The 13,249-nt window shown below is 70.8% G+C and carries 14 protein-coding genes; 6 read left to right on the forward strand and 8 right to left on the reverse strand.

Features of this window, described 5'->3' with window-relative positions; all coding sequences use genetic code 11:
* Positions 1-31: 31 nt before the first annotated feature.
* Positions 32-709 (forward strand): Maf family protein, encoded by a 678-nt coding sequence (locus FBY41_RS01430; protein WP_141841645.1) that lies wholly within the window; start codon positions 32-34, stop codon positions 707-709.
* On the opposite strand, the gene FBY41_RS01435 is transcribed toward FBY41_RS01430, so the two are convergent.
* From FBY41_RS01435 to FBY41_RS01445, 3 genes are read right to left on the reverse strand one after another with little or no spacing between them, the layout of a single operon-like run.
* On the reverse strand, positions 700-2,007 hold the full coding sequence (locus FBY41_RS01435; protein WP_260439495.1) for a hypothetical protein: 1,308 nt from the start codon (positions 2,005-2,007) through the stop codon (positions 700-702). The genes FBY41_RS01430 and FBY41_RS01435 overlap by 10 nt on opposite strands.
* Positions 1,961-3,553, reverse strand: a complete 1,593-nt coding sequence (locus FBY41_RS01440; protein ID WP_141841647.1) for an acyl-CoA carboxylase subunit beta — start codon at positions 3,551-3,553, stop codon at positions 1,961-1,963. The genes FBY41_RS01435 and FBY41_RS01440 overlap by 47 nt, the downstream gene beginning before the upstream one ends.
* A complete protein-coding gene (locus FBY41_RS01445; protein ID WP_141841648.1) occupies positions 3,550-4,728 on the reverse strand; it encodes an acyl-CoA dehydrogenase family protein in 1,179 nt (392 codons plus the stop codon). Before FBY41_RS01445 ends, FBY41_RS01440 begins: the two co-directional genes overlap by 4 nt.
* Before the next feature lie 87 nt (positions 4,729-4,815).
* Here FBY41_RS01445 and FBY41_RS01450 point away from each other — a divergent pair, with 87 nt between their 5' ends.
* Genes FBY41_RS01450 through FBY41_RS01460 form a run of 3 tightly spaced genes read left to right on the forward strand, consistent with a single transcriptional unit; the run spans position 4,816 to position 6,570 of the window.
* Positions 4,816-5,220 carry a MerR family transcriptional regulator gene (locus FBY41_RS01450; RefSeq protein WP_141841649.1) on the forward strand — a complete coding sequence of 135 codons (405 nt, stop codon included), beginning with the start codon at positions 4,816-4,818 and terminating at the stop codon, positions 5,218-5,220.
* Positions 5,221-5,233: 13 nt separating this feature from the next.
* Positions 5,234-6,109, forward strand: a complete 876-nt coding sequence (locus FBY41_RS01455; RefSeq protein WP_141841650.1) for a sulfurtransferase — start codon at positions 5,234-5,236, stop codon at positions 6,107-6,109.
* Between the two features lie 5 nt (positions 6,110-6,114).
* Complete coding sequence (locus FBY41_RS01460) at positions 6,115-6,570, forward strand: SufE family protein (RefSeq protein WP_141841651.1); 456 nt, start codon at positions 6,115-6,117, stop codon at positions 6,568-6,570.
* A gap of 65 nt (positions 6,571-6,635) precedes the next feature.
* On the opposite strand, the gene FBY41_RS01465 is transcribed toward FBY41_RS01460, so the two are convergent.
* From FBY41_RS01465 to FBY41_RS01480, 4 genes are all read right to left on the reverse strand, one after another.
* A complete protein-coding gene (locus FBY41_RS01465) occupies positions 6,636-8,081 on the reverse strand; it encodes an APC family permease (protein WP_141841652.1) in 1,446 nt (481 codons plus the stop codon).
* A gap of 105 nt (positions 8,082-8,186) precedes the next feature.
* The gene (locus FBY41_RS01470) at positions 8,187-9,062 is read right to left on the reverse strand and encodes a tryptophan 2,3-dioxygenase (protein WP_260439496.1); all 876 of its coding nucleotides are present in this window, start codon (positions 9,060-9,062) and stop codon (positions 8,187-8,189) included.
* Positions 9,063-9,108: 46 nt separating this feature from the next.
* Positions 9,109-9,606, reverse strand: a complete 498-nt coding sequence (locus tag FBY41_RS01475; RefSeq protein ID WP_141841653.1) for a DUF3806 domain-containing protein — start codon at positions 9,604-9,606, stop codon at positions 9,109-9,111.
* Between the two features lie 40 nt (positions 9,607-9,646).
* Complete coding sequence (locus FBY41_RS01480; RefSeq protein ID WP_141841654.1) at positions 9,647-10,486, reverse strand: aldo/keto reductase; 840 nt, start codon at positions 10,484-10,486, stop codon at positions 9,647-9,649.
* A 37-nt stretch (positions 10,487-10,523) separates the two neighbouring features.
* On the opposite strand from FBY41_RS01480, the gene FBY41_RS01485 reads away from it, so the two are divergent.
* Positions 10,524-12,311, forward strand: coding sequence for an acetyl/propionyl/methylcrotonyl-CoA carboxylase subunit alpha (locus tag FBY41_RS01485; RefSeq protein WP_141841655.1), 1,788 nt, complete (start codon positions 10,524-10,526; stop codon positions 12,309-12,311).
* A gap of 99 nt (positions 12,312-12,410) precedes the next feature.
* Here the strand turns inward: FBY41_RS01485 and FBY41_RS01490 are convergent, their stop codons facing one another.
* Positions 12,411-12,896: an antitoxin gene (locus tag FBY41_RS01490; RefSeq protein ID WP_141841656.1), complete on the reverse strand. Its 486-nt coding sequence runs from the start codon at positions 12,894-12,896 to the stop codon at positions 12,411-12,413.
* 113 nt (positions 12,897-13,009) lie between these two features.
* Here FBY41_RS01490 and FBY41_RS01495 point away from each other — a divergent pair, with 113 nt between their 5' ends.
* The gene (locus FBY41_RS01495) at positions 13,010-13,249 is read left to right on the forward strand and encodes a hypothetical protein (protein WP_141841657.1); all 240 of its coding nucleotides are present in this window, start codon (positions 13,010-13,012) and stop codon (positions 13,247-13,249) included.

The following is a 13,249-nucleotide window of genomic DNA, read 5'->3' on the forward strand; positions in this document are numbered from 1 at the left end:
TCGGGGCGGCGCGGCCGTCCTATGCTGCGGTATGCCGCGCAGCCCGCTCACCTCGCAGCCCGCCGTCCGTCTCGTGCTGGCCTCCGCGTCGCCGGCCCGGCTCACGACGCTGCGCGCGGCGGGGATCTGGCCGACGGTCGTCGTCAGCACCGTCGACGAGGACCTCGTCGTCGCCGAGGCGCTCGAGCGCTACGGCCCGCTCGAGGCGGGCGACATCGCGTTGCTCCTCGCACGCTCCAAGGCGGAGGACGTCGCCTCGGCCGGTGACCGGGGTGCGGTCGTGCTCGGGTGCGACTCGGTGCTCGAGCTCGACGGCCAGGTGCACGGCAAGCCCGCCGACGCTGATGAGGCGAGGGCGCGCTGGCGCCGGATGCGCGGCCGGTCGGGGGTGCTGCACACCGGTCACTGGGTCGTCGACGACCGCGACGACCACGGCGGGGCGACGCTCGGGGCGACCGCCTCGACGACGGTCCACTTCGCCAAGCTCTCCGACGACGAGATCGACGCCTACGTCGCCACGGGCGAGCCGCTGCTCGTCGCCGGCGCCTTCACGATCGACGGCCTCGGCGGCGCGTTCGTCACGGCGATCGAGGGCGACCACCACAACGTCGTCGGCCTCTCGCTCCCGCTGCTGCGTGACCTGCTCGCAGACGCCGGCATCGGGTGGTTCGACGTCGTCGGCGCGGCGGCCGGAGACGATCAGGGGTAGAGGTCGTCGGTGAGGTTCTCGATGACGAGGTAGTGCTGCAGCCAGTACCACATCTGCGCTGCCCCGAGCAGGACGATGCCGAGCAGCAGCCAGTAGCGGTAGCGCCGCCACCATGGCAGCTTGAGGAACCACGCGATGATGAGCGTGAAGGGGAAGGCGAGCATCGCGTAGCGCACCCGGCTCGGCGTCGTGCTCGTCACGAGGATGATGTAGGCCGGGTAGGCGCCGGCCCAGCCCCAGATCTCCGGGCCCCAGCGCCACGAGTTCTTCGAGAGCATGAACCACGTGAAGCCCGCGACGCCGAGGACGCCGAGCACCTGGCCCGCGATGCCCCAGTAGTCGTAGAGCAGCCCCCACCAGAGATAGAGCTTGAGCTTGGTCTCGATGTTCCAGGCGAGCATCGTCTGGTTGTAGGCATCCGGGGTGTCGGTGCCGATCGAGACGATCGTCGGCCACAGGAAGGTGAGGGTCGCGGCATACGCGGCGAGCGCAGCCATCCCCCACCGGAAGCGCACCGGGTGGGCGCCCTCGTCGTGCTGGCGCCAGCGGACGACGGCGTGAGCGATGATCACGGGCACCATGGCGATGACGACGTTGCGGGTCAGGGAGAGGGCGAGCAACGCGACGACGACCCACGCATACCGCCTGGCCCGCAGCAGCAGCATGACGGTGACGACGAGCAGCAGCGCGGCCGACTCCGTGTAGGACGCCGAGAAGGCGACCGAGGCGATGTAGAAGCTCGTCGCCGTCACGGCGACGATGGCCTCCCAGCGCCCGACGGCCTCGTCGACGAGCTTGAAGAGCAGGTGCATCGCGACGAAGCCGAGCAGCGTCGACAGGAGCGGCCCGACGATCTCGAAAGGCAGACCGGTCACCTTCATGATGGCGCCGACCGTCATCGGGAAGACGGGGAAGAACGCCCACGGGTTCATGTCGATGCCGCCCCACCCGGCGCGCGGCAGCACCGCCGGGTAGCCCTGCTCGGCGATGACGCGGTACCACTGGCCGTCCCAGCCGCTCATCACCGTCCAGTAGCCGGGGCTCTCGGGCGAGGGGTAGAAGATGCGGATGTTGGCCGTGCCGATGGGCAGGGCGATCTGGGTGCGGGCGAGCACGATGCCCGCGATGAGGACCCAGATGCGGGAGAGTCCGTAGACGGCGAACGGGAACCAGACCGGGAAGCGCCGGTAGAACGGCTGACGGGCCTCGGCCTCGCGGTCGGGGTGCTCGAGGCGGTGACCGAGGCGCGGCTCAGACCGGCGGGACGGAGCGTCGGCGCTCGCTGAAGTGACGGTCACGCCGGGAAGCATAAGCCAGGCGTCGGCTGACCTCCGAGCGAAGCTCATCGGCCTCGACGACCGCATCGAGCACGAGGTCGGCCGCGAGACGCTCGATGTCGACGTCCTGCTCGTACTCCCGACGACGCTCGGCGACGAACGCGTCGCGGGCCTCGGGGCCCTGCTCGGCGCCGATCTCGGCGATCTTGTTGGCGTAGACGGCGTTGACCGCGGCTTCCGGTCCCATGACGGCGATGCGGGCCGTCGGCAGGGCGATCGTCGCGTCGGGGCCGAAGCCGGGACCGCCCATCGCGTAGAGGCCGGCGCCGTAGGCCTTGCGCACGACGACACAGAGCTGCGGCACGGTCGCGGAGGCGACGGCGCTGACCATCTTGGCGCCGTGCCGGATGATGCCGCCGCGCTCGACCTCGGAGCCGATCATGAAGCCCGGCACATCGGCGAGGTAGAGCAGCGGGATGCCGAAGGCGTCGCAGAGCCAGATGAAGCGGGCCGCCTTGTCGGCGCTGTCGGTGAAGAGCACGCCGCCCTTGACCGCCGAGTTGTTGGCGACGATGCCGACGCTCTCGCCGTGGATGCGCCCGAAGCCGATGACGAGCTCGCCCGCCCAGAGCGGCTTGAGCTCGAAGAAGGAGTCCTCGTCGACGAGTCCGTCGATGACCTCGTGGATGTCGAAGGGCACCGACTCCCGCTCGGGCACGGTGTGCGCGGTGAGGGGCACCTCGGGCTCCTCCACGGCATACGTCGGCGGGTGGTCGCGCCACGTGCCGGGGACGTAGGAGAAGTAGAGCTTGGCGAGCTCGATGGCCTCGGCGTCGTCGTGCGCGAGCAGGTCACCGACCCCCGAGACGGTGCAGTGCATGCGCGCCCCGCCCATCTCCTCGAGGGTCACCTTCTCGCCGACGACCATCTCGGCCATGCGCGGGCTGCCGAGGTACATCGAGGCGTTGCCCTCGACCATGATGATGAGGTCGCAGAAGCTCGGGATGTAGGCGCCGCCGGCAGCGCTCGGGCCGAAGAGGCAGCAGATCTGCGGCACCCGGCCCGAGAGGGCGACCTGGTTGTGGAAGATCCGCCCGGCGCCGCGGCGGCCGGGGAACATCTCGACCTGGTCGGTGATCCGCGCCCCCGCCGAGTCGACGAACCAGAAGACCGGCAGCTCCTCGCGCAGCGCCATCTCCGTCGCGCGCACGATCTTCTCGACGGTGCGCGCGCCCCACGACCCGGCCTTGACGGTGGGGTCGTTGGCGATGACGATCGCGGGCCGCCCGTCGACCGTGCCGCGTCCGGTGACGACGCCGTCGGCGGGCAGCCCGGGCTGCAGCGCGTTGGCGTAGCGACCGTCCTCGACGAAGGAGCCCTCGTCGAAGAGCAGGGCGATGCGGTCGCGGACGTAGATCTTGCCCTGGGCGTCGAGCTTGGCCTGGGCCTTCTCGGGGGCGCTCGCCGAGGCGAGGTATGCCGCGTGGAGGCGGGCCCGCACGTCGGCGACCCTCGGGTCGGCGTTGGGGTTCACCGCCGCGGCCGTGCCCGTGTCGAGCTCGGTCATGCCGGCAGGCCCAGTCCACGGGCGATGAGCATCCGCTGCACCTCGGAGGTGCCCTCGCCGATCTCGAGGATCTTCGCGTCGCGGTAGAAGCGGGCCACGGGGTACTCCTCCATGAAGCCGTTGCCGCCGAAGACCTGCGTGGCGATGCGGGTGGCCGACACGGCGGCCTCGGTCGAGTAGAGCTTGGCGATCGACGCGGCGTGCTTGACCTCCGCGACCGAGCGCCGCCCCGCGTGCAGCTCGTCCTTGAGCCATGCCGCCTTGTAGGTCATGAGCCGGGCGCCCTCGACCATGACGGCGAGGTCGGCGAGCTGGAAGGAGATGCCCTGGTTGACGCCGATCGGACGGCCGAAGGCGATGCGCGTCTTCGCGTAGTCGGTGGCGAGCTCGAGGCAGGCCTGGGCGCAGCCGACGGCGAGCGCGGAGATCGCGATCCGGCCGTCGTCGAGGGTCTTGAGGAACTGCTTGAAGCCCTGCCCCGGCTCGCCGAGCAGGTTGTCGACCGGCACCCGGCAGCCCTCGAAGGTGAGGCCGTGGGTGTCGGAGACGTGCCAGCCGAGCTTGTGGTAGGCGGGCTCGACGATGAAGCCGGGGGTGCCCGCCGGCACCATGATGGCCGAGATCTCGGGCGAGCCGTCGGCGTTGGTGCCGGTGCGGGCGGTCACGGTGACGACCGAGGTGATCTCGGTGCCCGAGTTGGTGATGAAGGCCTTGGCGCCGTCGATGACCCACTCGTCACCGTCGCGGACGGCTCGGGTGCGGCTCGCTGCGGCGTCCGAGCCGGCCTCGGGCTCGGTGAGGCCGAAGCCAGCGAGGGTGCGACCGGCGACGAGGTCGGGCAGGAAGCGCTGCTTCTGCTCCTCCGTGCCGTAGGTGAGGATCGGGTTGATGCCGAGCCCGACACCGGCCGACAGGGTGATGCCGATGGACTGGTCGACCCGGCCGAGCTCCTCGATCGCGACGCAGAGGCTCGTGAAGTCGCCGCTGTCGCCGGCGCCGCCGTACTCCTCCGGCACGACGAGACCGAAGAGCCCGAGGTCGCCCATCTTGGGCACGAGGTCGGTGGGGAAGTAGGACGCGGCGTCCCACTTGGCGATGTTGGGCGCGACCTCCTTCTCGGCGAAGTCGCGGACGACCGCGCGGAAGTCCTCGTGGTCCTGGCTGAGCTCGAACATCGCTGTTCTCCTGAAGGTGGTGGGTCGCCATCACGCGCTCGTGGCCCGTGCTTGACGTTGACGTAAACGTAAAGCATGATCGGGCCCATGACAAGTGCCGCGGCGACCCGCACGTCCGAGCAGACGTGGACCATCGCCCAGGTGGCGGAGGAGTTCGGCGTCACGCACCGCACCGTTCGCCACTACGAGGACCTCGGCCTCATCTCCCCCGAGCGTCGCGGCACGCAGCGGGTCTACCGCCGCCGCGACCGGACGCGGCTCGGGCTCATCCTGCGCGGCAAGCGCCTCGGCTTCCCGCTCGAGGAGATCCGCACGATCATCGACCTCTTCGACGCCCCGCGGGGGCGGCGCACGCAGCTCGAGTACGTCCTCGGCCAGATCGACGAGCGCCGGGCCGACCTCGACCAGCGGCTCAAGGACGTCCAGGACGCCATCGCCGAGCTCGGGGAGTTCGAGCGACGGTGCCGCGAGGACCTCGACAGGCTCGCGTGACACGATGGGTCGCATGAGCGCTGACCCCAAGATCTCCGAATACGCGCACCCCGAGCGGCTCGTGACCACCGAGTGGCTCGCCGAGCAGATCGCGGCCGGCCGGGTCGGCGGGCCCGACGGCATCGCCCTGCTCGAGTCCGACGAGGACGTCCTCCTCTACGCCACGGGCCACATCCCCGGTGCGGTGAAGATCGACTGGCACGTCGACCTCAACGACCCGGTGTCGCGCGACTACGTCGACGGCGAGGGCTTCGCGAAGGTCATGGGCGAGCGCGGCATCCGGCGCGACACGACGGTCGTCATCTACGGCGACAAGAGCAACTGGTGGGCGGCCTACGCCCTCTGGGTCTTCAGCCTCTTCGGGCACGACGACGTGCGCCTGCTCGACGGCGGGCGGGCGAAGTGGATCGCCGAAGGACGTGAGCTGACCCGCGACGTGCCGACCCCGACCCCGGTCGACTACCCGGTCGCCGAGCGCGACGACGCCCCGATCCGTGCCTTCAAGGACGACGTCCTCGCCCACCTCGGCAAGCCGCTCGTCGATGTCCGCTCCCCCGGCGAGTACTCCGGCGAGCTGCTGCACATGCCCGACTACCCCCAGGAGGGGGCGATGCGCGGCGGCCACATCCCGGGAGCCAAGTCGGTGCCGTGGGCCCGCGCCGCCAACGACGACGGGTCGTTCAAGTCGCGCGCCGAGCTCGAGGCGATCTACCTCACCGAGCAGGGGCTCGCGCCGACCGACGACGTCGTCGCCTACTGCCGCATCGGCGAGCGGTCGTCGCACACGTGGTTCGTGCTGACGCACCTGCTCGGCTTCCCGTCGGTGCGCAACTACGACGGCTCGTGGACCGAGTGGGGCAACGCCGTCCGCGTGCCGATCGAGAAGTGAGTGCGGTGAGCGACACCCCACTGCCGGCGCCCCTCGCCGAGATCGCCGACGACTTCCGCTCCGCGAGCAACGACCTCAAGCTCCAGCTGCTGCTGGAGTTCAGTGACGAGCTGCCGGCGCTCCCGGAGCGGTATGCCGGCCGGCTCGACCAGTTCGAACGTGTCGACGAGTGCCAGTCGCCGCTCTTCCTCACCGTCGAGGTCGACGACGGCGCCTCGCTCGAGCAGCGCGAGGTGCACCTCTTCTTCGACGCGCCGGCCGAGGCCCCGACCACACGGGGGTTCGCCGGCATCCTCCACGAGGGGCTCGACGGGCTATCCGCGGCGCAGGTGCTCGCGGTCCCCGACGACGCGCCGATGCGCTTCGGGCTCGCCGAGGCGGTCTCGCCGCTGCGCCTGCGCGGCATGGTCGCGATGCTCGGGCGGATCAAGCGCCAGGTCCGCGCCAAGACCGCCACCTGACCCAACCCGCCCCCGGGCACTCCCCCGGATCGAGGTGATCCCGGGCCCGACGTGGGGTGCCGGCATCACCTCGACTCGCGGTGCGGAGGGGGCGAGGTGAGGTCGTCGGGGTCGCGGAAGTAGGTCTTCTTGGCCCGCAAACCCCGGTTCGCCAGCCAGGTGAGCACCCAGAGCAGGACGCCGAGAACGAGCAGCCCACCGCCGATCCGGTAGTGCTCGGCGGGCCGGCCCGAGAGCGGCAGCACGAGGAAGAAGCAGGCGAGGGCCCCGACGACCGGCAGCGCCGACGGGGTGACGAAGTGCGGGCCGGGCCTCGGGTCGCGGCGCAGCACGAGGACGACGATGTTGACGATCGTGAAGACGCCGAGGAGCAGCAGCGACGTCGTGCCCCCGAGGGCTGCGATCGCATCGGTGCTCGCGAAGGAGACGTATCCGATGAGGCCGAATGCGATGAGCGTCGTGAAGACGATCGCGGCATACGGCGTGCGGCGTCTCGGGTGCACCCTGCCGAGGACGTGCGGCAGCACGTCCTGACGGCTCATGCCGTAGAGCAGCCGCGAGGCCATGAGCATGTTGATGAGCGCCGAGTTGGCGACGGCGAACATCGAGATGAACGGCAGCAGGTCCTTGATCGGCACACCGGGGGCCGCCGTCTCGACGACCGTCACGAGCGGTGTGTCGCTGTCGGCGAGCACCCCCACGGGCACGAGGGCCACCGAGCACAGCGAGATGAGCACGTAGATGACTCCCGTGATGCCAAGTCCGGTGAGCATCATCTTCGGGAAGATCCGCACCGGGTCCTTGGTCTCCTCGGCCATGTTGACCGAGTCCTCGAAGCCGACCATCGCGAAGAAGGCGAGCGAGGTCGCCGCCGTCACGGCGAAGAAGGCCGACTTGTCGCCGGTCGAGTCGAAGATGAGGGTGCGCGACCAGTCCCCCTTGCCGCCGAAGAGCGCGAAGAACCCGACGAAGATCACGAGCAGCAGGCCCGACAGCTCGACGAGGGTGAGCACGATGTTGGCCTTGACGCTCTCGCCGACGCCCCGGAAGTTGATCGCCCCGACGAGGGTCATGAACGCGAGCGCGATGACGAGGATGAGCCCGCTGTTCTTGTCGTCGAGGCCGAACCCCTTGGCGAGGTTCGAGGCGAACGCCCGCGAGGCCGTGGAGGCCGAGGTGATGCCCGAGCACATCACCGTGAAGCAGACGATGAAGGTGAGGAAGTGGATGCCGAACGCCTTGTGCGTGTAGAGCGCCGCACCGGCCGCCTGCGGGTACTTCGTCACGAGCTCGAGGTAGGAGAACGCCGTGAGGATGGCGATCGCGAAGGCGACGAGGAACGGCGCCCAGGCGGCTCCCCCGACCTCCGCCGCGACGTCGCCGGTCAGGGCATAGACGCCGGTGCCGAGGATGTCTCCGACGATGAAGAGCAGGAGCAGCCCCGGCCCCATGACCCGTTTGAGCTCGCCGGTCTCCTCGGCCTCCCGCTCCTTCGCTGCAACGTCAGCCATGTCGCCTCCCTGCGTCTGGTGGCCGTCGCGACCAGAGTCGCTCCTTTCACCTTGGCCGAGACGGCACGGGTCGGCAACGCGAGAGTCTGCTCCGACAGGGCCGCGTCAGGCGCCGACGCGCGTGCGCACCTCGTAGAGCTCGGGGAAGAACGTGAGGTCGAGGGCCCGGCGCAGGAAGTCGACACCGGTCGATCCGCCGGTGCCGGTCTTCTGCCCGATCGTGCGCTGCACGACCTGCAGGTGCCGGAAGCGCCACTGCTGGAAGTTGTCCTCGACGTCGACGAGCTCCTCGCACGTCTCGTAGACGCCCCAGTGCTCATTGGGTCGGGCGTAGACGTCGGCAAAGACGTCGACGAGGCCCTCGCTGAGGCGGTAGGGCTGCGACCAGTCACGGTCGAGCACCTCTGCGGGGACGGCATACCCCCGCCTGCCGAGGTACGCGAGGAACTCGTCGTAGAGGCTCGGCTCGCGCAGCAGCGCGTCGAGCGCGATGCGGGCGCCCTCGTCGTGCGAGAAGACCGCGACCATGTCGGCGTTCTTGTTGCCGAGCAGGAACTCCACCTCGCGGTACTGCGCCGACTGGAAGCCCGAGCTCGCGGCGAGGAACGGCCGGATCTCGGCGTACTCGCTCGGGGTCAGGGTCGCGAGCACCGACCACTGGTCGGTGAGAGTGTGCTGGATGTGCTTGACCCGGGCCAGCCGCTTGAGCGCCGGGCCGAGGTCGTCGCTCATGAGCAGCGTTCTCGCAGAACGCAGCTCGTGGATGAGCAGCTTGAGCCAGAGCTCAGACGTCTGGTGCTGGATGATGAAGAGCAGCTCGTCGTGCTGAGGCGGGTCGCTGAGCGGCTGCTGGGCGCTGAGGAGCGTGTCGAGTCGCAGGTAGTCGCCGTAGGACATCTTGCGCGTGAAGTCGCGCTGGATGCCCTCCTCGAGATCGCGCTTGCTGCGGGGGTCGGTCACTCCGTCGACGGCACTGTCCATGCCGCCGATCCTAGGCGCCGCCGGATCTACCCCGCCGCGAGACGGCTCAGGAGGGTCGCGGGCGGATGCGCACGAGGTGCGACACCACGCCGGGGACCCACCCCGTCTCGCGGCGCATCCACCGGGCGCCGACGAGGTTGTGCGGAACGATGACGGTGTCGGCGCGCGCCGCGACGAGACCGAGGTCGGTGCCGAAGACGTCGGTGACGACCGCCCACTCGCGGGCGCTGTGCCGCGCGAGGTGCTCGCCGATGGCGATGGCGTACGTCTCGACCACGGCGTCGGGACTCACCGCGCCGGGGTCCTCGGACGCGCGGCGGAAGGCCTCGTCGTAGTGCGAGCCGATCGACTCGAGGTCGTCGACATCGACCCCCTCGGCGCTCGCCGCCTCGAGGGCGGCCGCGATCCGGGCCCGCTCCGCGTCGTCGAGCGGCCGTGCCACGGGCCGGTCGGGCAGATCGGCGTCGAGGTCGTCGTCACCGGTGAGGTCCGGCTCGACCTCGAGTGTCGCTGCGTCCTTGTCCTTGCGGGAGAACAGTCCCATGACGCCAACCTAGTACGGCCCGGCCTGTCGCGCTCCGGCGTCAGCCGAAGGTGTCGGGGTCGGGACCGGTGCGGGTGCCCCGGTCGAGGGCCGAGAGGGCCTCGAGGGCGTCGCCGCCGAGCGTGAACCCGCCGACGCCGAAGTTCTCCTCGATGCGGGCGGGGGTCACCGACCGGGTCAGCACGACGTTGCCGAGCTCGATGTGCCAGCGCAGGACGAGCTGGGCCGGCGTGACGCCGTGGGCGGCGGCGAGGTCGAGCACGAGCGCATCCTCGAGCAACCCCGCACGCACGGCGAGCGGGCTCCAGGCCTCGGTGACGATGCCGTGCTCCGCGTGGAAGGCACGCAGCTCGCGCTGCTGGAGGTAGGGGCTGAGCTCGATCTGGTTGATCGAGGGCAGCACCCCGGTCTCGTCGAGGAGCCTCTGCAGGTGCGGCACCTGGAAGTTGCAGACCCCGACCGAGCGCACGCGCCCCTCGCGCTGCAGCTCGAGCAGGGCCTTCCACGCGTCGACGTAGGCGTCCTGCTTCGGCGCGGGCCAGTGGATGAGGTAGAGGTCGAGGGTCTCGATGCCGAGGCGCGCCATCGAGGCGTCGAAGGCGGCGGCCACGTCGCGGTGGTCGTCGTTCCACACCTTCGTCGTCACGAAGATGTCGTCGCGCGGCACGTCCGACGCGGCGAGCACGCGGCCGACCCCGGCCTCGTTGCCGTAGATCCGGGCGGTGTCGATGTGGCGGTAGCCGATCTCGAGCGCGCGACCCGCGGCCGCGTCGACCTCGGCGTCGGGCACCTCCCAGACTCCGAAGCCGAGCTGCGGGATCGCGAGCCCCGGCGTCGAGGCGTGTCCGAGCGGTAGGGAGGCAAAGGTGTCCGACGTCATGATTTCACCGTACCCACGTCCCGCTAGGCTCCGATCCATGGCATCCATCAGCAAGGTCCTCATCGCCAACCGTGGGGAGATCGCGGTCCGCATCGCGCGGGCGTGCACCGACAGCGCGATCGCCTCGGTCGCCGTCTACGCCGACCCGGACCGTGATGCCCTGCACGTGAAGGTCGCCGACGAGGCCTACGCCCTCGGCGGCTCCACGCCCGGTGACAGCTACCTCGACCAAGCCAAGCTCCTCGATGTCGCGCGCCGCGCCGGAGCCGACGCCGTGCACCCGGGCTACGGCTTCCTCGCCGAGAACGCCTCGTTCGCCCAGGCGGTCATCGACGCCGGGCTCATCTGGATCGGCCCCGGTCCCCAGGCCATCGACTCGCTGGGCGACAAGGTGAAGGCGCGCCACATCGCGACCCGCGCCGGCGCCCCGCTCGTGCCCGGCACGAAGGACCCCGTCTCCGGAGCCGACGAGGTCGTCGAGTTCGCCAAGGAGCACGGCCTGCCCGTCGCGATCAAGGCGGCCTACGGAGGCGGCGGCCGCGGCCTCAAGGTGGCCCGTGACATCGACGAGATCCCGCACCTCTACGACTCCGCCGTCCGCGAGGCGGTCACGGCCTTCGGTCGCGGCGAGTGCTTCGTCGAGCGCTTCCTCGACCACCCGCGCCACGTCGAGACGCAGTGCCTCGCCGACCAGCACGGCAACGTCGTCGTCGTCTCGACCCGCGACTGCTCGCTCCAGCGGCGCAACCAGAAGCTCGTCGAGGAGGCACCGGCGCCGTTCCTCACCGAGGAGCAGCACACCGAGATCCTCCGCGCGAGCAAGGCGATCCTCAAGGAGGCGGGCTACGTCGGCGCCGGCACGTGCGAGTTCCTCGTCGGCCCGGCCGGCGACATCAGCTTCCTCGAGGTTAACACCCGCCTCCAGGTCGAGCACCCCGTCACCGAGGAGGTCACCGGCATCGACCTCGTGCGCGAGCAGTTCCGCATCGCGGACGGCGAGAGCCTCGACTACCCCGACCCCGAGCCGCACGCGCACTCGATCGAGTTCCGCATCAACGGCGAGGACGCCGGCCGCGGCTTCCTGCCCGCCCCCGGCACCGTGACCCGCTACCGACTGCCCACCGGCCCCGGCGTGCGTGTCGACTCCGGCGTCGTCGAGGGAGACACGATCGGTGGCGCCTTCGACTCGATGCTCGCCAAGCTCATCGTCACCGGACGCACCCGCCAGCAGGCGATCGAGCGCTCCCGCCGGGCGCTCGCGGAGTTCGAGGTCGAGGGCATGCCGACGGTCATCCCGTTCCACCGCGCCGTCGTCTCCGACCCCGCCTTCGCGCCCGAGGACGGCTCCCCCTTCACGATCCACACCCGCTGGATCGAGACGGAGTTCGACAACACCATCGCCCCGTATGCCGGTGGGTCGGCTGACGCTGCCGAGGTCGAGCCGCGCCAGACCGTCGTCGTCGAGGTCGGTGGCAAGCGCCTCGAGGTCTCGCTGCCCGGCGACCTCTCGCTCGGTGGCGGAGGTGGTGGTGGCGGCGCGGCCGCCCGCAAGAAGGCGCCTAAGCGCTCCGGCGCCGGCAAGGCCGGTGCGGCCGCTTCCGGAGACTCCCTCACGGCGCCGATGCAGGGCACGATCGTGAAGATCGCGGTCGAGGAGGGCGCCACGGTGGCCTCGGGCGACCTCGTCATCGTCCTCGAGGCGATGAAGATGGAGCAGCCCATCACCGCGCACCGCGACGGCGTCGTCACCGGTCTCACCGCCAAGGTCGGCGAGACCGTCTCGTCCGGAGCCGTGCTCGCCGAGATCAAGGACGCCGAAGCCTGACCGACGGTATGCCGCGGGCCGAGCCACGCGGCATACGCCGGCGGCGACGCCGAGTGGCCACGACCTGACGGTCGTGGCCACTCGTCTGCGTGCGGTCGGTCAGGGGCGCTGCGGAGGGTCGCCGAGGGTGATGTCGCCGTGGCCCCCGGCGGGGAGGTTGGGGTTCGGCACACCCGGAAGGTCCTGCTCGCCCGCGGGCTCACCGGCCGGGGGGATCTCCGACGGTCCCGGGCCGCCCGGAAGGCTCGGGTCGACCGGCGCCGGGTCGACGGGGTCGACGGGCGGAGGTGTCGGGGCGGGCTCGGGCGTCGGGGCCGGCTCCGGCAAGGGCGCAGGCTCCGGGCTCGGCGCGGGCTCCGGCGTGGGGGTCGGTGCGGGCGACGGCGGAGGGACGGTCTCGGCGTCGTCGGCCTCGGGCGGCAGGCCGAGCCCTTCCCGGATCTTGTCGGTGCCCTGGTCGAGCTGGTCGGCGTAGCTCCCGCCGGTGCGCTCGTTGATGATCTCCTCGGCCTTGTCGATGCCCTGCCCCGCCTGGTCCGGGTGACCCTTGATGAAGTCCTTCGCCTTCTCGATCCAGTCGCTCATGCGTGTCCTCGTGGTTGGGTCTCGCGCAGCCGCGGGTCGCTCTCGTGGCCACCCCCGACGCGGCGGCAGGCGCCGCCACAGTCGGGAGGCTACGCCTCTGGCACACTGCTGGGGTGCTTGCGACCCTGCCCGTTGCCACCTCGTCCCAGCCGGGGTTCTCCTTCACCAACCTGCTCATCCTCGCGGTGGCGGTGGCTGTGCTCTATCCCGTGCAGAAGAAGATCCGCGAGGTGGCCTCGCGGCGTCGCCGGGAGCGGTGGGCGCGCGAGGACCGTGAGGCGGAGGAGCTGCTCCGCCAGCGTGACCGCGACGACTCGGACGGCTCCGCCGGTCGGGGACCTGACGGGTTCTGA

The sequence above is a fragment of the Humibacillus xanthopallidus genome, assembly GCF_006716675.1.
Lineage (GTDB): Bacteria > Actinomycetota > Actinomycetes > Actinomycetales > Dermatophilaceae > Humibacillus > Humibacillus xanthopallidus_B.